Source organism: Hydrogenophaga palleronii, assembly GCF_031457455.1.
GTDB classification, from domain to species: domain Bacteria; phylum Pseudomonadota; class Gammaproteobacteria; order Burkholderiales; family Burkholderiaceae_C; genus Hydrogenophaga; species Hydrogenophaga palleronii_A.
Window position 1 is genome coordinate 215092 of sequence record NZ_JAVDWU010000006.1, and the last position, 19996, is coordinate 235087.

Consider the following 19996-nt stretch of genomic DNA (forward strand, 5'->3'; position numbering starts at 1 on the left):
CTCCTCAACCAGCCAGCAGGCCCAGGCCCATGTTCACACCCATGAGCGCCACCATGGCGCCCACCAGGCGCGGCAGCCAGGCGCTGGTGCGCTTCAGGCCCAGACCCAGGCCGATGCCAGCCGCGTGCAGCACGGCCGTGCTGAGCACCATGCCGGCCAGCGTCACGCCAGCGCCCAGTTCCTGGCCGTGAGCCGCGCCATGAAACAGCGCAAACATCCCCACGAGCACCGCTCCCACAGCATCGGGCAGCTTCACCTGCGCCGCCAGCAGCAAACCCACCACCAGCAAGGAGGCAGCAATCATCGGCTCAATGGCCGGGAAAGCCACACCCGCCTGCGCCAGCAAGGCGCCCGCCAGCAGCAACAGGGCAAACGACACCGGCGCCAGCCACAGCCGACGCGTCGTCATGGCACTCCACACGCCCACAGCCAGCATGGCCGCCAGGTGATCCAGCCCGGTGATGGGGTGCAGAAACCCGGTCAGGAAGCCATGGTGCGCCGAACCGTCTGGACCTACATGAGCCAGCGCAGAAGTACCCGCCAAAGCGAGCCCAGCCAAAGCAGCCGTTTTGAAGATCGTTTGAAATTTCATCGAGAAGCTCCAGCAAAAATGTGAGGGAAGTGCCTTGGTCAAGGGCGCCGCGGAACCGGCTTCGCCGGGCCGCCAGCGCCGCCCCCTTGAGGGGGTCGCGCGCAGCGCGGCAGGGGTGGGCTAAGTGATCGGTTGATGCACCGTCACCAGCTTGGTGCCATCCGGAAACGTCGCCTCCACCTGGATGTCGGGAATCATCTCGGCAATACCTTCCATCACGTCGGCCCGGCTCAGCACAGTGCGGCCTTCACTCATGAGTTCGGCCACGGTCTTGCCGTCGCGGGCGCCTTCCATCACCGCTGCGCTGATCAGTGCCACGGCCTCGGGGTAGTTGAGCTTCAGGCCGCGTGCCTTGCGCCGCTCGGCCAGCAGAGCGGCGGTGAAGAGCAGGAGCTTGTCTTTTTCGCGAGGAGTCAGTTCCATGGCGGTGAGCGTTCGAAAGTGGAAGGGCTGAATAGCCTGGATGGGTGGGGTTCAGCAAATACCGTGCCCCTGCACCCGGCGTGGCATGAAAGCTGCACTTTAGAGGAGGTGAATCCCTCGCCCGCCGCCCCTCCCATTGCAGACCCACTGGCCGACGCGCCGCAGCGCATCACCCGCGTGCGCCGGGATTACAACAGCTGGGTGGGCAGCGAAACCATGGAGGACTACGCGCTGCGCTTCACCCCGCAGCGCTTTCGCAAGTGGAGCGAATGGCGTGTGGCCAACACGGCGTTTGGCGCGGCTTCGTTCCTGATTCTGGAAGCGGTGGGTGCCACGCTGCTGGTGCAGTACGGCTTCATCAACGCTTTCTGGGCCATCCTGGCCACCGGCCTGATCATTTTCCTGGCGGGCCTGCCCATCAGCGTGTACGCCGCCCGCTACGGGGTGGACATGGACCTGCTCACGCGTGGTGCGGGCTTTGGCTACATCGGCTCCACCATCACCTCGCTGATCTACGCATCCTTCACCTTCATCTTCTTTGCACTGGAAGCCGCGGTGATGGCCTACGCGCTGGAACTGGCGCTGGACATTCCGCCGGCCTGGGGCTATTTGATCTGTGCGGTGGTGGTGATCCCCCTGGTCACGCACGGCGTTTCAATGATCAGCCGCTTCCAGGTCTGGACCCAGCCGCTGTGGCTGGTGATGATGTTGGTGCCTTTTGTGACGGTCTGGCTGCTGGATCCCGGTGCATTCTCCAATGTGGTGCACTACGGTGGCCAAAATGGTGCGGGCGTCGCGTTCCAGTGGCCTCTTTTTGGTGCGGCGTTGACGGTGGGCATTGCGCTGATCACCCAGATGGGCGAGCAGGCCGACTACCTGCGCTTCATGCCCGCCAAGGAACCGGGCAAGCCGCTGCGCTGGTGGGCCGGCGTGCTGGCCGGCGGGCCGGGATGGGTGGTGATTGGCGTGCTCAAGATGCTGGGTGGCGCCTTGCTGGCCTACCTGGCCATCAGCCACATGGTGCCGCCCGAACGCGCGGTGGACCCGAACCAGATGTACCTCGCGGCCTACGAATACGTGTTCCCGCACTACGGCTGGGCGGTGGCGGCCACGGCGCTGTTCGTGGTGGTCTCGCAGCTGAAGATCAACGTGACCAACGCCTACGCCGGCTCGCTGGCCTGGAGCAATTTTTTCTCGCGCCTCACACACAGCCACCCGGGCAGGGTGGTGTGGGTGGTGTTCAACACGCTGATTGCCTTCATGCTGATGGAGATGAACGTGTTTCAGGCGCTGGGCGAGGTGCTGGGGCTGTACTCCAACATCGCCATCGCCTGGATCATGGCCGTGGTGGCCGACCTGGTGATCAACAAGCCGCTGGGCCTGTCGCCCAAAGGCATCGAGTTCAAACGCGCCTATCTGTACGACATCAACCCCGTGGGCGTGGGCGCGATGGTGCTGGCCTCGGCGCTGTCCATCGCAGCCCACATGGGGCTGATGGGGCCGATGGCGCAGGCGTTTTCTGCGGTGATCGCGATGGTGACCGCGCTGATATCTGCACCACTGATCGCATGGGTCACGAAGGGACGCTACTACATCGCCAGAAGCAGCGGCCAGCTTCCAGACGCACCGCGGATCTGGCTTCGCCAGGCCGCCAGTGCGGCCCCGCTTCAGGGGGGTGACGCCAACGGCGGCGCGGGGGGTGCTCCCAAATCCAGCGCGGGGGGGGCATTGAAATGCGTCATTTGCGAGCGCGAATACGAAGCGCCCGACATGGCCCATTGCCCCGCCTACCAGGGCCACATCTGCTCCCTGTGCTGCACGTTGGACGCGCGCTGCGGCGACCTCTGCAAGCCGCACGCGCGCCTGTCCGAACAATGGATGGCTGCGTTGCGCCGCGTGTTGCCGCGTTCCATCTGGCCTTACCTGGAAGCGGGTCTGGCCCACTACCTGTTGCTGATGCTGGTGATGGCGCCGGTGCTGGCCGGTGTGCTGGGGCTGCTGTACCGCCAGGAAGTGCAGGGGCTGGCACAGAGCCTGGGTTTGCTGGGTGATGCCTCTATGCTGGATGCGGCGCTGCGTTCAGGCTTCCTGCGTGTGTACGCGGTGCTGATGCTGATCACGGCCACCGTGGCCTGGTGGCTGGTGCTGGCGCACAAGAGCCGCGAAGTGGCGCAGGAAGAATCGAACCGGCAGACGCATTTGCTGATGCAGGAGATCGAATCGCACCGGCGCACCGACGAACAACTGCAGCGCGCCCGCGAGGCCGCCGACCAGGCCAATCAGGCCAAGACGCGCTACATCAGCACCATCAGCCACGAACTGCGCACGCCGCTCAACAGCATCCTGGGCTATGCGCAGCTGCTGCAGGAAGACAGCGAAGTGGCGCCCCACCGCGCGCAGGCGATCCGCGTGATCCACCGGGGTGGCGAGCACCTGCTCTCGCTCATCGAAGGCACGCTGGACATCGCGCGCATCGAGTCCGGCAAGCTGGCGCTGGACGTGCGTCCCATGGCCTTTGCCGACGCCATGGCTGAAGTGGCCAGCATGTTCGAGCTGCAGGCTGCGGCCAAGGGCCTGCGCTTCGTGTTCGACACCGGCAGCCGCCTGCCCGACACGGTGCGGGCCGACGAAAAACGCCTGCGCCAGATCTTGTTCAACCTGCTGGGCAACGCAGTGAAGTTCACCCGCGAAGGTGAGGTGCGCCTGCGCGTGACGCATGCGCGCGAGATGGCGCACTTTGAAGTGCACGATACCGGCCCAGGCATGACGGAGCAGGAACTGGAACGGGTGTTCGAGCCGTTTGTGCGTGGCGCGCAGTCGGCAGGGGCTGGTGGGGTGCCGGCCCTGCCTGGGCACAACGCGTCTGGCACCGGGTTGGGGCTGACCATCTCCAAGATGCTGACCGATCTGATGGGCGGCGAGATGACCGTGCGCAGCACCCCCGGCGACGGCACGGTGTTCAGCGTACGCCTGTTCCTGCCGGAGCTGCACGGTGCGGTGGTGCGGCCAGCGGTGCCCATGCCGGCGTTCACAGGGTATGAGGGCGAGCGTCGGCGCGTGCTGGTGGTGGACAACGAAGAGGCCGACCGCGAACTGCTGGCGCGCTGGCTTCAACCGCTGGGCTTCGAGGTGCTGCTGGCCACCAGCGGCCACGATGCGCTGGCCCTCATGGCCACGCTGGACCCGCTGCCGGACGCGATCTTCATGGACTTGGCCATGCCCGGCATCGATGGATGGGAAACGCTGCGCCGCTTGCGTGCGCGTGGCTGGGGCGATGTGCCACTGGCCATTGTGTCCGCCAATGCGTTTGACAAGGGCCTGCAGTCCGAGCTGGACGGCGATCGGGGCCACCGCCCGCAGGACTTTTTTGTGAAGCCGGTGCGGCGTGATGACCTGTTGGTGTGGCTGGGTCAGCGGCTGGGGTTGACATGGGAAACCGCGACGTCGTTGTCTGCGCCTGCGGATCAAGCCGTTGTGGGTCCTGGCGATGTTCCTGAGTTGTCGCAGGGAGAGATCGCGCCCTTGCTGGAGCTGGTGCGACTGGGCTATTACAAGGGGATTGTGCAGTGGCTGGACGACTGGGTGCGCCTGCGGCCCGAACAGGCGGAGTTTGCGCGTGGGTTGCGCACGCTGGCGCGCGAGTTCCGGTTCGAGGCGATTGAGCAGCGTCTGCTGGGGCAGGGGCCTGCGGCTCAGTCTTCGGGTGTTTCATGACAGCAAACCACATGACTCCCCACACCACGCCTGATCGAACCGGCGCACCCCTGGGCAGCGCCATGGTCGTGCTCATCGTCGACGACGTGCCCGACAACGTCGCCCCGCTGCACGACGCGCTGGACGAAGCCGGCTACACCGTGCTGGTGGCACTCGACGGCGAATCTGCCATCCGCCGCGCTTCACAGGCCCTGCCTGATGTGATCCTGCTCGATGCGGTGATGCCCGGCATCGACGGCTTCGAGGTCGCTCGCAGGCTCAAGGCCGATCCGCTCACCGCGCAGATCCCCATCATCTTCATGACCGGCCTCACCGAGACCGAGCACCTGGTGGCCGCGCTGGACGCGGGCGGTGCCGACTACGTGACCAAGCCCATCAAGCCGCGCGAGGTGATGGCGCGCATGGGTGTGCACCTGCGCACGGCGCGCCATGTGCGCCAGGGCGCGGTGGAACGCAGTCAGGCACGCAACGCACTCGACGCCTTTGGCTACGCCACCATCACCGTGCGCGAACACGACGGCCGCCTGATGTGGCAGACCCCACTGGCGCGCGACCTGCTGCTGCGCTACTGCGGAACCGAAGCACCGGCCACACCGCCCGCGGTTCTGCAATGGCTGCGCCGCCACCTGCAAGACGCACAAGCCCAGCACGAGCCGCCGCGCCTCACCCTGGAAAACGGCCCGCGCCGCCTCACCTTCCGCCTGCACCAGCGTGTGGGTGATCAGGACCAGGGCGAGGTCAATGGCGAAGGCGGCGACTGGCTCATCGTGATGCAGGAAACCTCGGACGCCAGCGTGCTCGAAGCCATGGCCCAGGCATTCGCGCTGACGGCGCGTGAAGCCGAGGTGCTGTACTGGGTGGTCAAAGGCAAGACCAACCGCGACATTGGCGACATCCTGGGCGCCAGCCCAGCCACGGTGAAGAAACACCTGGAACGCATCTACGCCAAGCTGGGCGTGGAAACCCGCACCGCAGCAGCCACCATGGCGATCAACCGGGTGCCGTTGCTTCAGCCGCAGCACGGCGGCTGACGCCCAGCTTGCAACGGCGTACGCCACCCGGCGTACATACATTTCGAAGGCGCTTCCCTAGCATCCAGTTGTCCGCTGTGCCACGTCCGAAGAGGGCAGCCGGCGGCGCCAATACCAACCCCTCACGGGACCCCCTGGAACACTGGAGAAGCGCCATGTCGACAACCCAAAACGCTCGCCGTTTTACCCTCAAGACCCTTTCGGCCGCCGCCGTGGCCGTCACGCTCGGTGGCCTCACGGCCCTGCCGGCTCACGCACAGGAGACCATCAAGGTCGGTGTGCTGCACAGCCTCTCGGGCACCATGGCCATTTCGGAAACCGTGCTCAAGGACACGGTGCTGATGGCGATTGAAGAGATCAACGCCAAGGGTGGCGTGATGGGCAAGAAGCTGGAACCCGTGGTGGTCGACCCCGCTTCCAACTGGCCGCTGTTTGCCGAACGCGCCCGCCAGCTGATCACGCAGGACAAGGTGGCCGTGGTGTTCGGCTGCTGGACCAGCGTGTCGCGCAAGTCGGTGCTGCCGGTGTTTGAAGAACTCAACAGCCTGTTGTTCTACCCCGTGCAATACGAAGGTGAAGAGCTGAGCAAGAACGTGTTCTACACCGGTGCCGCACCCAACCAGCAGGCCATTCCCGCCGTGGAATACCTGATGAGCAAGGATGGCGGTTCGGCCAAGCGCTTCGTGCTGCTGGGCACCGACTACGTGTACCCCCGCACCACCAACAAGATCCTGCGCGCTTTCCTCAAGAGCAAGGGCGTGGTCGATGCCGACATCATGGAGGAGTACACCCCCTTCGGTCACTCTGACTACCAGACCATCATCGCCAACGTGAAGAAATTCGCCAGCGCCGGCAAGAAAACGGCCGTGGTCTCCACCATCAACGGCGACTCCAACGTGCCCTTCTACAAGGAACTGGGCAACGCCGGCCTGAAGGCGACCGACGTGCCCGTGGTGGCGTTCTCCGTGGGTGAAGAGGAACTGCGTGGCGTGGACACCAAGCCGCTGGTGGGCCACCTGGCCGCATGGAACTACTTCATGTCGATCAAGAACCCGACCAACACCGAGTTCTCCAAGAAGTGGGCCGACTACGCCAAGACCAAGGGCATTGCCGGCCACAAGGACAAGCCGCTGACCAACGACCCGATGGAAGCCACCTACATCGGCATCAACATGTGGAAGCAGGCCGTGGAAAAAGCCAAGAGCACCGACACCGACAAGGTCATTGCCGCCATGGCCGGCCAGACCTTCACCGCACCCAGCGGCATCGTGAGCAAGATGGACGAAAAGAACCACCACCTGCACAAGAGCGTGTTCATCGGCGAAGTGCGTGCAGATGGCCAGTTCGATGTGGTGTGGAAGACGCCTGGTCCGGTCAAGGCACAGCCATGGAGCCCCTTCATTCCTGAGAACAAGGGGAAGAAGGACGAGCCAGCGAGCAAGATGTAAGCACCCCCCGCCGCGCTTCGCGCGACCCCCCTCTCTTGCGCCTTCGGCTTGGAGGGTGGCGACACCTTGGGCCGGCAGAGCCGGACCCTTGGTGTCCCTTGACGGGAGACCCTGCGCTCCCTGCGTGCCTGTTGGTGAGTTGAACCACCTTCAGCCAGGCGTGTAGGGCGCTCGGTTTTGTCTTGCTTCTTGTGATCTCTGTGCGCGGCTTGCTGACTGGTGAAGGACTGACATGAAGATGTATTGGCTGCGGGCGCTTGGGCTGTGTTTTGCGCTGTGCATGGGCGCGAACCTGGCGCAGGCGCTCACGCCTGCCGATGCGCTGGCTCTGGTGGAGGGCAGTGCGAGTGACCGGGTGGAGACCTTGCAGCGCCTGACGGTGGCGCCGGATGCGCGGGCTGCTGCGCTGATTCGCGCCATGGCTGCGCAGAATGCGCGGCTGCATGAGGAACGTGTGTACCTGGTCGATGGCGATGTCGTCACCGATGCGGTCACGGGAGAGCCTGCCACGCTGCCTGCCGAAGCGCAGGAAGTAGGCCTGAACAACCGCCTGCGTGGCGCGCTGGAAACCGCGCTGGCCGGGCTGGACTTGCTGGATGCTGGGCCGCAGCGCCAGCGTGAGGCCGCGCGCACTTTGCAGCGCAGCGCCTTCGACGAACCCGACATTGAACAGCTGCCCCTGATCGACAAGGCACTGGCCGGCGAGCTGGACCCACAGGCGCGGCAGATACTGGAACTGGCGCAGGCCGCTGTGCTGCTCGACAGCGACGACGAGACGCAGCGCCTGGCCGCCGCTGAAAAGCTGGGTGAAGCACGGCAGGCCATCGTGCGGCCCTTGTTGATGGCTCAGATTGAACGGGAACAGAGCGAGAGCGTGAAGACCGCGCTGGGCCAGTCGCTGAAGTCGCTGGAGCGCTCGCTGATGTTCAGCAACGTGCTGGCCGAAGGTTTCACCGGCATCAGCCTGGGCAGCATCCTGTTGCTGGCCGCACTGGGGCTGGCCATCACCTATGGCCTCATGGGTGTCATCAACATGGCGCACGGCGAGCTGATCATGATTGGTGCCTACGCCACCTGGCTGGTGCAAGTGGCGTTCAAGCAGATGTTCCCCGAGATGTTCGACTGGTACCTGCTGGTGGCCATGCCGATTGCGTTCATCACCTCTGCGCTGGTGGGCGCGGCCATGGAACGCTCCGTGATCCGCTTCCTGTACGGCCGCCCGCTGGAAACGCTACTGGCCACCTGGGGTATTTCGCTGGTGCTGATGCAGGGCGTGCGCAGCCTGTTCGGCGCGCAGAACGTGGGCGTGGAAAACCCGAGCTGGATGAGCGGCAGCATCACTCTCATGGGCAACCTTACGCTGCCCTGGAACCGCATCATCATCATCGGCTTCGCGGTGGTGGTGCTGGTGGGCGTGACGCTGATGATCGGCAAGACCCGGCTGGGCCTGTTCGTGCGCGGCGTCACTCAGAACCGCCCCATTGCATCGTGCATGGGTGTGAACACGGCGCGCATCGACACCTACGCGTTCGCGCTGGGTTCGGGTATTGCGGGCCTGGCCGGCTGTGCGCTGAGCCAGATCGGCAACGTGGGCCCCGACCTGGGACAGAGCTACATCGTGGATTCGTTCATGGTGGTGGTGCTGGGTGGCGTGGGGCAGATTGCCGGCACCGTGTACGCCGCACTGGGCCTGGGCGTGCTCAACAAGTTCATCGAAGGCTGGGCCGGCGCGGTGCTGGCCAAGATCGCGGTGCTGGTCTTCATCATCATCTTTATTCAGAAGCGTCCGCAGGGGATTTTCGCCATGAAGGGAAGGGAAGCATGAGCGGCACGAACGCCAACACGCCCGTGGGTGCTGTGCCAACGGGATCGGTCTCGCTCCCCAGTCCCGGCCCGCTGCTCACCCGCACCGGCTGGAGCACTTTCATCGTCGCACTGCTGGTGGTGTGCGCCCTGGCCCCTGCGCTCAACCTGCTGGTGCCGGCAGACAGCGCCTTCCACCTGAGCGACTACATGGTGGGCCTACTGGGCAAGATCATGTGCTACGCCATCTGTGCGCTGGCCATGGACCTGATCTGGGGTTACACCGGCATCCTCAGCCTGGGGCACGGCCTGTTCTTTGCGCTGGGTGGCTACGTGATGGGCATGTACCTCATGCGCCAGATCGGGCTCGACGGCAACTACAAGAGCGAGCTGCCCGACTTCATGGTGTTCCTGGACTGGAAGGAACTGCCCTGGCACTGGGCGTTGAGTGACAGCTTCATCGCCACACTGATCCTGATCGTGCTGGTGCCGGGGCTGGTGGCCTTCGTGTTCGGCTACTTCGCCTTCCGCTCGCGCATCAAGGGCGTGTATTTCTCCATCATCACGCAGGCGCTCACCTTTGCGGCGCTGCTGCTGTTCTTCCGCAACGAGACCGGCTTTGGTGGCAACAACGGCTTCACCGATTTCAAGCGCATTCTGGGCATACCGCTGGCCACACCGAGCATGCGCATGACGCTGTTCGTGCTCACCGGCCTCACGCTGCTGGGCTTCTTCTTGTGGGCGCGCTGGCTGGTCAACAGCAAGTTCGGTCGCGTGCTGCAGGCGGTGCGTGATGCCGAAAGCCGGGTCATGTTCTGCGGCTACAACCCGCTGCCCTACAAACTCACCATCTGGACCATCTCGGCCGTGATGTGTGGCGTGGCTGGCGCGCTCTATGTCCCGCAGGTGGGCATCATCAACCCCGGGGAAATGAGCACGGCCAACAGCATCGAGATCGCCATCTGGGCAGCCGTGGGTGGCCGGGCCACCTTGATCGGCCCCATCATCGGTGCCTTCATCGTCAACGGCGCCAAGAGCTTTCTCACGGTGAGCTTTCCAGAATACTGGCTGTACTTCCTGGGTGGCTTGTTCATCGTGGTGACGCTGTTCATGCCGCAGGGCGTGGTGGGTCTGGTGAAAACGATGCGAGGCAAGCTGGGTGCTCGTTCACCCAAGGTCCAAGCGGCTGAGCGGCCCGCATCTGTGGTGTTGCCACCGCATGAAGCACAACCCCAGCCACCCACGGCCACACCCAGGGGAGCCCAGGCATGACCCCGGATCTGATGGATGCAGGGGCGCAGCGTCTGCAAAAGGCCCGTGGCGTGACCGCCACCGGTCTCACGGAATCCGGTGGTCGATCAGCCGGCTACGGCCGGGTGCACGCGCCCGGCGAAGTGGACACCACGCACGGGCGCATCCTTTACCTGGAAGACGTGCATGTGAGCTTCGACGGCTTCAAGGCCATCAACGGCCTGTCGCTGGACATCGCGCCTGGTGAGCTGCGCTGCGTCATCGGTCCCAACGGCGCGGGGAAGACCACGATGATGGACATCATCACCGGCAAGACGCGGCCCGACAAAGGCCATGTGTTCTTCGGCAGCACCATCGACCTGCTGCGCTACCGCGAAGCGGAGATCGCCGCCCTGGGCATTGGCCGCAAGTTCCAGAAGCCCACTGTGTTCGAACAGCTTAGCGTGTTTGAAAACCTGGAGCTCGCCCTGGCCACCGACAAGCGCGTGCGCCACAGCATGGTGTTCAGCCTCACCGGTGAAGAGAAGGACCGGCTGGGCGAGGTGCTGCAGACCATTCACCTGCTTGACAGCGCTGCGCGCCTGGCTGGCAACCTCAGCCATGGGCAGAAGCAGTGGCTGGAGATCGGCATGCTGCTGATGCAGGACCCCAAGCTGTTGCTGCTTGATGAGCCGGTGGCTGGCATGACCGATGAGGAGACCGAGCGCACGGCGCAGCTGTTCCTGTCGCTCAAGGGAAAGCATTCTTTGATGGTGGTGGAGCATGACATGAGCTTCATTCGCACCATTTCTGAGAAGGTGACGGTGTTGTGTGATGGGTCTGTTTTGGCTGAAGGCACCCTGGATGAGGTGCAGGCGGATGAGCGGGTGATTGAGGTTTATCTTGGTCGTTGACTCTGTTCTCTCCGGAGGGTTGGTTTGGCCGGGTCTCGCCCCGGCGGGCGACCTTCTTTTCTTTGCTTCGCCAAAGAAAAGAAGGCAAAAGAAAGGCGAGCCGAAGTCCGGGGCCCTGCGGGCTTCCTTGCGCTGCTCGCGTCGTGGGGGAAATTCGCAAACTTGTCCGCTGCGCGGCCTTCGGACATGCGAATTTCTGCTCCCCACGCCGCTGCGCTGCTCAGCCCGGCCACACGGCACAAGCGGGAGCGGACTCCCCCTCGCGCGAGCCGTGACTTCACGCCCTCGCCCCTCTGGGGGAAGGGCTGGGGTGAGGGGCCACGCCAACCAAGCATCCGAAGGAAATGTCCCCGCTCCCGCCTTCCGCCGTCATGCGCTGGCGAGTAGCGCAGGGCCGGGCGGATCAGGGCTGCGCATGTCCGAAGGCCGCGCAGCGGACAAGTTTGCGCAGACCCCGCCCGGACCGAGCAACGCAGTGTGCCCGAAGCGAAGCGTAGGGACAGCGCATCCGGCTCGCCTTTCTTTTGGGCACTTTTCTTTGGCGAAGCAAAGAAAAGTGCCTCGGCTGCCGGGCCGAGACCCGGCCAAACCCACCAGCCGGAGAAGCACAAGATGAGCCTCCTAGAAGCCAAAGACATCAACCAGTACTACGGCGGCAGCCACATCCTGCGAAACGTCAGCCTGCAAGCCGAACTCGGCCAGGTCACCGTGGTGCTCGGGCGAAACGGTGTGGGCAAGACCACGCTGCTCAAATCGCTCATGGGTCTGGTTCCCATCAAAAGCGGCAGCATCACGCTCGATGGTGTGGCCATCGACAAGGCCACGCCCTACGAGCGCGCCCGCATGGGGGTGGGCTTTGTGCCGCAGGGGCGGGAGATCTTCGGGCGGCTCACGGTGCAGGAGAACCTGCTCATGGGACTGGCTTACAAGAAGGGCAGCACGCCCATTCCTGCTGAGCTGTTCGAGCTGTTCCCGGTGCTCAAGCAGATGCTGGGTCGCCGGGGCGGTGACTTGTCTGGTGGCCAGCAGCAGCAACTGGCGATTGCGCGTGCCCTGGCAGCTGGGCCGAAGCTGTTGATCCTGGATGAGCCCACCGAAGGCATCCAGCCCAACATCATCAAGGACATCGGCAAGGTCATTCGCATGCTGGCCGATCGTGGCAACATGGCGATCGTGTTGGTGGAGCAGTACTACGACTTTGCCGAAGAACTGGCCGACCGTTATGTGGTGATGGAACGTGGCGAAGTGATCGCCAGCGGGCCGGGCAGTGAAATGCAGGCCAAAGGGGTGCGCCAGCTGGTGGCGATCTGAGCACAGCGGCTCAACGCACGTATTCGTCTTCGTCCGCCGCTTCGCCTTCCGCTTTGCCGGGCTTGTAGCGCGTGGGCAGTGAGACAGCGCCGGGCGCCGTGCCGGCCGTGGTGTTTTCGCCCAGACGGGCATGGGGTGCACCGGTGTCGAATCTGGCGCGCAGGCCGTCGATGCGTTCGCGCAGTTCAACTGCGTTCGGAATGCGTTCGGCGTAGCGCTGGAGCACCTGGTAGGCCGACTCGACCAGCTTGGCGTTGAGTGTGCGTTCGCTCTCTGTGAGCAGTTGCACCACGGTGCCCTGTGGATTGCCCTTCAGCGTCAGCGTCATGGCCTGTTCGGTGATCTTCAGGATTTGCGTATGGCCCTTGCGGATGCGTTCGCTGAAGTCGGCGTTGCCGTTGGCGGCGCAGGCAAGCAGCTCGGTCATGGCGCGGCTGGTGCAAAAGCGCATGCCCATGGCGTCGACTGGCGATGTCATGTCTTCGATCGGCGTCGAGCGTGCAGCCAGACGCGCCAAAAGACCCAGCAGGTTGCAGGCGGCCTCGAAGTCGAAGCCAGGATCGTAGATGCCCCGCACCATGTCGCGCACGTCGTTCAGCACCTGCGTGGTCTGGCTCGCTTGCAGCGCCGCCAGCGTCTGGGCGATGCCCAGCAGGCGCTTGGGGCGTTCGGGCTCCCAGGCGCGTTCGTGCAGTCGCGTGAGCTGGTCAACGCAGCGCGCCAGGCCGCGCTGGTCGTTGTTGTCGAGTCGCGCGAAGGCGATCAGCACCACGGCTTGCGGATCGAACATCTTGGAGTCCAGCCCGATGCGGGTCGCACGGTCGAGCAGCTCCAGGCCTTCGCTGCGCTCACCGGTGAAGTAGGCCAGCATGCCGTGCTTGAGCAGGCGGCTGATCGACGCGGGGGTGAGCGTGGTGGCCATCTTGAAAGTGGACAGCGCGTTCTGGAAGTTGCCCAACTCGAACTGCGCGCGGCCCATCACGTCGTAGGCATCCACATAGCCGGCGTCGTCCTGGATCAGGCTCTCCAGCGTGCCGACGGCGCGCGTGGTCTGCCCGGCTTCCAACTGGGCACGTGCCACACCCAGACGTGCCCAGGGCAGTGTCTTGGCCTCGATCACGGCTTCGTACAGCGCCTGTGCATCGGCCACGCGACCATTGCGCAGCAGCAACTCGGCGCCGATGCGGGCTGCGTAGAGCCAGAACGGCTTGCGTGACTCGAATCGCTCCATGCACAGGTTGCTGGCGAGCTCGAAGTCCTGTGCGTCGATGGCGGTGAAGATGTCGTGCAGGGCGCGTTTGCGCAGCCGCGCCTGCAGGATGCGGTCGTACAGCTTGGCGCCGGTGTGGGGCTTGAGCAGGTAGGCGTCCAGCGCCGACTCGGCGGCTTCGGCGACCTTGCTGTACGAGGCTTCGGCCGTGATCATCACGAACACGGTATAGAACGGCAGCAACTGGTTGCGCCGCAGGTCGTCCAGCAGGTCCTGTCCCGAACTGGATTCGCGCTCGAAGAACTGTTCGCAGATGACCACGTCAAAGGCGGCCACTTCCAGCTTGCGCCGTGCGTCACTCAGCCGCGAGCACTGCGCCACCGTGCCCAGACCCAGCTCGCGCAGCTGCGACACCAGAATGGCACGCGACTGCGGATTGCCCTCGATCACCAGCGCAGTGGCGTCGTGGAGCTGGTTGGGGGAGACGAACATGCGGCTGGGGGCTGTGCGTGGTCTGGACAGGGAGGGACGGGGTGTGTTGGCAAATGCGAACGGTCTTTCGCACGCTGGATGGCGCCATTCTGCTGTGTTGAGGCATTGCCGATGCATCCAAAAGCACACAGAAAGCCCCTTTTCTTCTCGTTCAGCTTGCGAAGCGTGACTTGCGACACGTGGCTGGGCTGCGCGGTTGCTTTGTTTTTCCGGAGGCTTGGTTTGGCCGGGTCTCGGCCCGGCGGCCGACCTACCTTTCTTTGTTTCGCCAAAGAAAGGTAGGCCAAAGAAAGGCGAGCCGAAGTCCGGGCCCCTTCGGGGTTCCTTGCGCTGCTCGCGTCGTGGGGGAAATTCGCAAACTTGTCCGCTGCGCGGCCTTCGGACATGCGAATTTCTGATCCCCACGCCGCTGCGCTGCTCAGCCCGGCCACACGGCGAAGGCGGGATCGGGACCGGACTGCCCTTCCGGGGCGAGGTGACTGAATCCAGAGATACCGTCGGGCCGGCTTGGCCGGAGGACTGGTATCGCCCCTTGGGGGGTGACGCCGCAGGCGGCGCGGGGGGAGCCGAAGCCCTGCGGCGCAGGGGGGTGTTCCTAGACTTTCCAGATGCGCGGCGGCGTGGCGCCAAGACCCCAGGCGGCAGGGCGCAGTCCTGCCCATGCGCGCTGGAACAAAGCCATCAAGGGCTCCACCACGGGTGCCACCGCGCGCACTGCCAGCACATGGTCGTTCGGGCAGGTGGCTCCGGCTCGCACATCTTCCGGGCAGTCTTGCAGTGCGGCACGCACCACTTCCAGCAGGTGTTCGCGCCGTTCCCGGGTGAGTGCGCTGCCAGTGGCGAACCAGAAGGTGCCCAGGCAGCGCTGGCCAGCGAGACCCAGGGGGGACCGCAGCAGATGGGTATCGGTAGCGTCGATGCAAGCCTGTTCCAGCCAGATGCCGGGCATTTCCAGACGCTGGCGAAACCGGCCGCTGGTGTAGGGTTGGTTGGCCAGGGGCAGGCCGAGTGCGGTCACGTCCCAGCCCATCATTTCAGCGCCGTCGGCCAGCGTGGCGCTCAAGGTGTTGAGTGCGTCGCAGCCCGGGTAGGCAATGGCTTCGAGCGGCAGCCACTCCAGCCGTGCACCGGGTTCCAGCGTGAGGGCGACTTGCTGGGTGGTGGTGGCGTTGTCTGTCGCATAGAAGCGCGTGGCGCCAGGCGTGCCCAGCATGGCGTGTGCGCCCGCGCCCACGCGCAGTGTCACGTCCAGCAGGTCACCGCCCACCAGACCACCGGGTGGGTGCACCACCACGTTGTGGCAGATGGCATCGCCCTCCGGGTACAGGCTCTTGAGGATGCGCAGGGGGCCGTCGTGCTTGTATTGCAGGACGGTGCGTTGTTGATCGAGCCGGTAGTCGAGATGGAGTTGGGCGTGCCAGGGCATGCGGGGAGTTTACGGGGCCGCCGAAAGGTCTCCTGCCCTTCAGGCGGTCGCGGGTTCAGCGGCTTGCGGGGCAAGGTCGGGCTTCATCCAGCTGCGCAGCTTGCCGGGGTTGAGCAGGCCTTGCGGGTCGAAGCGGTGCTTCATCTGCACCACCGCCGGGTCGAGATTGTTCTGCTTGCCGTCTTCCACGATGTACACGTGCGGGTTGTTGATCTGCACGCCATGGTCGCGGTAGATCTGCATGATCTCGTTCAGTCGCGCTTCGGTGGTGTAGCGGATGAGTTGCAGGCCGCTGCAGTTGAAAGCGCCTTCTTTGGTGCGCAAAAACTCCAGGTGCATCATCACCTCGCCCGCCAGTTGCGTCTCCAGCGCGCGCACTTGCGCCAGGTTGCGGGTGGGGTCGAAACCGCTCTGGATGTAGGTGAGCCCCTTGTCCACTTTCATGGCCACCAGGGTGGTGTGGTTCCAGGTGTATTCAAGCAGTGTCTTGTTGCTGGCCGCCACCTCTTCGGCGGACTTGCGGTAGCTCACGTGGCCGCCGTGTTCGGCCACCATCGTCCGCATGCCGGCTTCAGAATGCGGAGCCACGATCACCAGCACGGCGTGGCAGCCTCTGGGCAGGTACTCGGCCAGCGCGGTGAAGTGGTCCGGGATGGGCGCGCCCAGGAAGCACACCTCTTTTTTCTCCAGGCCAGGAGCACTGCTGAAACGGCTGGCAAAGTCCAGCGCGGCATCAAATTCGGTGAAGGTGGCGATGCATTCGCTCCAAGGCACGGCGGTGGTCAGCGCCACTTCCAGTTCCAGCACGATGCCGTTGGTGCCGTAGGTGTGGTGCAGCAGCATGGCTTCTGCGCCGGTGAGTTCGATGATCTGCGGTTCGGGCTCCACCGTCATGGCGCGCACGGCCAGGATGTTGCCCGGCGCGGCCAGCGGGCCGTGGTTGATGGAGCCCGCGCCCCCAAAGCCACCACCGAACAGGCCACCCAGCGTGGCGCTTCGGTAGGTGGAGGGCAGCCAGCGCAGCTCCTTGCCGTGTGGCCGGGCCTGGTTGTCGAATTCGGACAGGCGAATGCCCGACTGCGCCCTGCCCACACTGTCGCGCACCCAGCCGAAGGCGTTGTAGCCGCTCATGTCCAGGATCACGCCGCCTTCCAGTGGCACGCACTGACCGTAGTTGCCGGTGCCGGTGCCGCGCACGGTGATGGGAATCGACAGGCGTGCGCAGGTGGCCACCACCTGCCGGATCTCGCCTTCGGTGCGGGGTCGCACGGCGATGTCGCCGCGCTTGCCCTGTAGCGCTTCCTTGAGCACCGGGCTGAACCAGGCAAAGTCTTGCGACAGGCGGGCCAGACGCTGGGGCTCGGTGATCCAGTCGAGTGCAGACAGTTCGCTGGACAGTCGCTGAACGGATTCGGTGTGTTGACTCATGGTGGGCTCCTGTTGGCCGCAGGCCCGCCTGGTGCATTCACCGTGGCAAAGGCGCGGTGGGTGATTGAATTCAGTCGTGCGAGGTTTCGCTGGCGTGCCAGCCGCCCAGCGCCTTCTTCGACAGCCAGGCCATGGCCACAAACAGCGCCACGCCAGTCAGCGAAATCAGCAGCAGGGCCGCGAACATGCGCGGGATGTTGAGCTGGAAGCCGGCCTGCAAGATCTGGTAGGCCAGGCCCGCGCCGGTGCCGCCGGTGCCGGCCACGAATTCGGCCACCACCGCGCCGATCAGGGCCAGCCCGCTGGAGATGCGCAAGCCCCCAAAGAAATAGGGCAGGGCACTGGGAATGCGCAGGCGCATCAGCGTCTGCAGCCGGGTGGCGCGGTTGAGCTGAAAGTAGCTCTGCAGGTCCGGGTCCACGCTGCGCAGGCCCAGCGTGGTGTTGCTGATGATGGGGAACAGCGCCACCAGAGAAGCGCAGATCACCATCGACAGGGTGGGGTCGCGCACCCAGATGATGATCAACGGAGCCACCGCCACGATGGGCGTGACCTGCAGCAGCACGGCGTAGGGAAACAGCGCGGTCTCGATGGCCTTGCTCTGCACGAACAGAAAGGAGATCAGCACGCCGGCCACGGTGGCAGCCACAAAGGCCAGCAGCGTGATCTTGACCGTGACCAGCAGCGATCCACCCAGCGTGGCCCAGTCGGTGACCAGGGTCTGCATCATCAGCAGCGGTGAGGGCACCAGGTAGGGAGGCAGCTCCAGGCCAGTGACCAGCCCTTGCCACAGCACCAGCAGCACCACGCCCACCAGCACCGGGTAGGCGATGCGCTGCACCTGGGGCCGGAACAGCAAGGGTTTGGCTGCGGGTTGGGTGGTGTGGGGTTTCGGCGACGCGCCACGCGATTCAGTGGGCGGTGGTGGCATCAGAGGCGCGGCGGCGCTAGCCTTTGTGTGGGTCGATGAACCCTGCTTCAGGTCGGGTGGCGCGGCTGCGGTCAGTGTGTTCATGTCTGCACCTCCTCGGTGGACTGGCTGGCGCGCAGCAGGCTGTCCTGCAGTTGCTTGGCGTGGCGCGAAAACTGGGGCGATACGAGGAAGTCCGGCGTGCGTGGGTAGGGCTCGTCGATGCGGAACTCCTCCACCACGCGGCCAGGCCGCGCCGCCATCATGACCACGCGGGTGGAGAGGAACACCGCTTCATGGATGGAGTGGGTGACGAAGATGACGGTGAGTTTTTTCTTGCGCCACAGGTCCAGCAGTTCGGCGTCGAGCTTGTGGCGGGTGATCTCGTCGAGCGCTCCGAAGGGCTCGTCCATCAGCAGCAAATCCGGCTGCGTGACCAGGCCGCGTGCAATCGACACCCGCATCTGCATGCCCCCGGAGAGCGACCGGGGCAGGTCGCCCGCAAACTTCGGCAAGCCAACCAGCGCCAGCGCCTCCTCCACCTGCGCGTTGGCTTGCGCCTTGGGCATGCCCGCCAGGTCCAGCGGCAGGCGCACATTGGCCTGCACGCTGGCCCAGGGCATGAGCGTGGGCGACTGGAACACGAAGGCCATCTTCTTGCCGCTGGCCTCCAGCTGGTCCACCGGCTTGCGCCACAGGTGCAGCCGGCCGTCGGTGGGTTCCAGCAGGCCGGCCACCATCTTCAGCAGCGTGCTCTTGCCGCAGCCGGAAGGGCCGAGCAGGGTGACGAACTCGCCCTCTTCGATGCGCAGGTCCACCGGCAACAGGGCCTGCGTGCCGTTGGGGTAGGTCTTTTCGACCGAGAGCACTTCCACCGCAGGCACGGGTGCTTGGACGGCTGCGGGGACATGGGCGGGGATCATGGCGGGCCTTTCGATGAAGGCGGCTGACCCCGCAGGGTCTGCCGCTGTTTCAGGGCGGGGTGGGGCTGAAGCGGCGCTGGCGGTTCAGGGCATGACCTTCGCGTCCTTGATGAAGGCGGTGTTGTAGGCCTCTTCCATCTTCACCTTGGCCGGGTCGATCAGCTTGGTCTCCACCAGGAAGTCGTAGCTGGCCTTGGCGCGTTCGGGCGTGATGATGCCGATGCCGGCCTTGGTGGCGTCGCCGCCGGTGACCATCTGCAGTTCCTTGAGCTTGGCCACGCTGTAGGCGAGCTGCTCGTCGCTCATGTTGGGGTTGTCCTTCTTGATCAGGACGTTGCCAGGGGCCGGATCGGCCAGGTAGCTCTTCCATCCTTCCATGGTGGCTTTCACGAAATTGCCCACGGCGGTGCCGCGGTCCTTCACGGTTTTTTCCATGCAGGAGATGGTGGTGGCGTAAGCGGGGTAGCCCTGGTCGCTGAACATCAGCGTGTTGGCCTTCACGCCGGCCTTGGCGATGGCGAAGGGTTCTGACGTGAGGTAGCCCTGCTGGGCCACGGTCTTGTCGGCCACGAAGGGCTGGATGTTGAAGGTGTAGGGGCGGGTCTGCGAATCGGTGAAGCCGTACTTGGCCTTCAGCCAGGGCCAGTAGCCGCGCTGGGCGGAAGACGCGATCAGGATGGTCTTGCCCTTGAGGTCTTCGAACTTGGTCACGTCTTCATGCGCGATCAGCACCTGCGGGTCCTTCTGGAACACGGCGGCGAGCGTGACCACGGGCACGCCGCCTTCGCGCATCTGGATCATCTGCAGGTCACTTGAACCCATCACGCATTCGGCCTGGCCGGCGGCCATCATCTGCACGATGTTGACCTGGGGGCCCCCCATTTTGATGGTCACGTCCAGGCCATATTTCTTGTAGATGCCGGTGGCCACCGCCTGGTAGAAGCCGCCGTGTTCGGCCTGGGCGTACCAGTTGGTCATGTAGGTGAATTTTTCCTGTGCGTGTGCGGTGCTGGCGGCACCCAGGCTCAGCAACAGGACGGAAACGATCGTGGTGAGACGAGCGATGGACTTCTTCATGGCAGGCTCCGGTGGGGTTGGAAAGAATGGAACAACGGGAACAGGTGGAACGGGAGGAACGGAA

The 19996-nt window shown here is 64.7% G+C and carries 15 protein-coding genes; 7 read left to right on the forward strand and 8 right to left on the reverse strand.

The window, feature by feature from the left end; all coding sequences use genetic code 11:
- Positions 1-4: 4 nt before the first annotated feature.
- Positions 5-592, reverse strand: a complete 588-nt coding sequence (locus J2W49_RS15545; RefSeq protein ID WP_310317962.1) for a HupE/UreJ family protein — start codon at positions 590-592, stop codon at positions 5-7.
- A gap of 120 nt (positions 593-712) precedes the next feature.
- Positions 713-1015, reverse strand: a complete 303-nt coding sequence (gene ureA / locus J2W49_RS15550; protein ID WP_310317964.1) for an urease subunit gamma — start codon at positions 1013-1015, stop codon at positions 713-715.
- A 108-nt stretch (positions 1016-1123) separates the two neighbouring features.
- Between ureA and J2W49_RS15555 the strand changes: the two genes are divergently transcribed.
- The 7 genes from J2W49_RS15555 (at position 1124) to urtE (ending at position 12466) form a co-directional block, all read left to right on the forward strand.
- Positions 1124-4729, forward strand: coding sequence for a hybrid sensor histidine kinase/response regulator (locus tag J2W49_RS15555; protein WP_310317967.1), 3606 nt, complete (start codon positions 1124-1126; stop codon positions 4727-4729).
- A gap of 11 nt (positions 4730-4740) precedes the next feature.
- Positions 4741-5760: a response regulator gene (locus J2W49_RS15560; RefSeq protein WP_310317971.1), complete on the forward strand. Its 1020-nt coding sequence runs from the start codon at positions 4741-4743 to the stop codon at positions 5758-5760.
- A gap of 155 nt (positions 5761-5915) precedes the next feature.
- A complete protein-coding gene (gene urtA / locus J2W49_RS15565; protein WP_310317976.1) occupies positions 5916-7208 on the forward strand; it encodes an urea ABC transporter substrate-binding protein in 1293 nt (430 codons plus the stop codon).
- 232 nt (positions 7209-7440) lie between these two features.
- On the forward strand, positions 7441-9033 hold the full coding sequence (gene urtB / locus J2W49_RS15570; RefSeq protein ID WP_310317979.1) for an urea ABC transporter permease subunit UrtB: 1593 nt from the start codon (positions 7441-7443) through the stop codon (positions 9031-9033).
- The gene (gene urtC / locus J2W49_RS15575; protein ID WP_310317983.1) at positions 9030-10283 is read left to right on the forward strand and encodes an urea ABC transporter permease subunit UrtC; all 1254 of its coding nucleotides are present in this window, start codon (positions 9030-9032) and stop codon (positions 10281-10283) included. The genes urtB and urtC overlap by 4 nt, the downstream gene beginning before the upstream one ends.
- Positions 10280-11155 (forward strand): urea ABC transporter ATP-binding protein UrtD, encoded by an 876-nt coding sequence (gene urtD / locus J2W49_RS15580; protein ID WP_310317986.1) that lies wholly within the window; start codon positions 10280-10282, stop codon positions 11153-11155. The genes urtC and urtD overlap by 4 nt, the downstream gene beginning before the upstream one ends.
- Before the next feature lie 612 nt (positions 11156-11767).
- A complete protein-coding gene (gene urtE, locus J2W49_RS15585) occupies positions 11768-12466 on the forward strand; it encodes an urea ABC transporter ATP-binding subunit UrtE (protein ID WP_310317988.1) in 699 nt (232 codons plus the stop codon).
- Between the two features lie 10 nt (positions 12467-12476).
- On the opposite strand, the gene J2W49_RS15590 is transcribed toward urtE, so the two are convergent.
- From J2W49_RS15590 to J2W49_RS15615, 6 genes are all read right to left on the reverse strand, one after another.
- Entirely contained in the window at positions 12477-14168 is a 1692-nt protein-coding gene (locus tag J2W49_RS15590; protein WP_310317992.1) for a response regulator, read from the reverse strand.
- Positions 14169-14763: 595 nt separating this feature from the next.
- Positions 14764-15594 (reverse strand): urease accessory protein UreD, encoded by an 831-nt coding sequence (locus tag J2W49_RS15595; RefSeq protein ID WP_310317995.1) that lies wholly within the window; start codon positions 15592-15594, stop codon positions 14764-14766.
- Between the two features lie 39 nt (positions 15595-15633).
- On the reverse strand, positions 15634-17022 hold the full coding sequence (locus tag J2W49_RS15600; protein WP_310317998.1) for an FAD-binding oxidoreductase: 1389 nt from the start codon (positions 17020-17022) through the stop codon (positions 15634-15636).
- A gap of 70 nt (positions 17023-17092) precedes the next feature.
- Complete coding sequence (locus J2W49_RS15605) at positions 17093-17953, reverse strand: ABC transporter permease (RefSeq protein ID WP_405001040.1); 861 nt, start codon at positions 17951-17953, stop codon at positions 17093-17095.
- A gap of 80 nt (positions 17954-18033) precedes the next feature.
- Positions 18034-18855 (reverse strand): ABC transporter ATP-binding protein, encoded by an 822-nt coding sequence (locus J2W49_RS15610; protein ID WP_310318006.1) that lies wholly within the window; start codon positions 18853-18855, stop codon positions 18034-18036.
- A gap of 84 nt (positions 18856-18939) precedes the next feature.
- Positions 18940-19932 (reverse strand): ABC transporter substrate-binding protein, encoded by a 993-nt coding sequence (locus tag J2W49_RS15615; protein WP_310318009.1) that lies wholly within the window; start codon positions 19930-19932, stop codon positions 18940-18942.
- Positions 19933-19996: the final 64 nt, after the last annotated feature.

Excerpts from the sequence above, each read along its gene's own strand:
- J2W49_RS15545 (WP_310317962.1), bottom strand. The coding sequence starts at position 592 with ATGAAATTTCAAACGATCTTCAAAACGGCTGCTTTGGCTGGGCTCGCT.
- ureA (WP_310317964.1), bottom strand. The coding sequence starts at position 1,015 with ATGGAACTGACTCCTCGCGAAAAAGACAAGCTCCTGCTCTTCACCGCC.
- J2W49_RS15560 (WP_310317971.1), top strand. The coding sequence starts at position 4,741 with ATGACTCCCCACACCACGCCTGATCGAACCGGCGCACCCCTGGGCAGC.
- urtA (WP_310317976.1), top strand. The coding sequence starts at position 5,916 with ATGTCGACAACCCAAAACGCTCGCCGTTTTACCCTCAAGACCCTTTCG.
- urtB (WP_310317979.1), top strand. The coding sequence starts at position 7,441 with ATGAAGATGTATTGGCTGCGGGCGCTTGGGCTGTGTTTTGCGCTGTGC.
- urtC (WP_310317983.1), top strand. The coding sequence starts at position 9,030 with ATGAGCGGCACGAACGCCAACACGCCCGTGGGTGCTGTGCCAACGGGA.
- urtD (WP_310317986.1), top strand. The coding sequence starts at position 10,280 with ATGACCCCGGATCTGATGGATGCAGGGGCGCAGCGTCTGCAAAAGGCC.
- urtE (WP_310317988.1), top strand. The coding sequence starts at position 11,768 with ATGAGCCTCCTAGAAGCCAAAGACATCAACCAGTACTACGGCGGCAGC.
- J2W49_RS15590 (WP_310317992.1), bottom strand. The coding sequence starts at position 14,168 with ATGTTCGTCTCCCCCAACCAGCTCCACGACGCCACTGCGCTGGTGATC.
- J2W49_RS15595 (WP_310317995.1), bottom strand. The coding sequence starts at position 15,594 with ATGCCCTGGCACGCCCAACTCCATCTCGACTACCGGCTCGATCAACAA.
- J2W49_RS15600 (WP_310317998.1), bottom strand. The coding sequence starts at position 17,022 with ATGAGTCAACACACCGAATCCGTTCAGCGACTGTCCAGCGAACTGTCT.
- J2W49_RS15605 (WP_405001040.1), bottom strand. The coding sequence starts at position 17,953 with ATGCCACCACCGCCCACTGAATCGCGTGGCGCGTCGCCGAAACCCCAC.
- J2W49_RS15610 (WP_310318006.1), bottom strand. The coding sequence starts at position 18,855 with ATGATCCCCGCCCATGTCCCCGCAGCCGTCCAAGCACCCGTGCCTGCG.
- J2W49_RS15615 (WP_310318009.1), bottom strand. The coding sequence starts at position 19,932 with ATGAAGAAGTCCATCGCTCGTCTCACCACGATCGTTTCCGTCCTGTTG.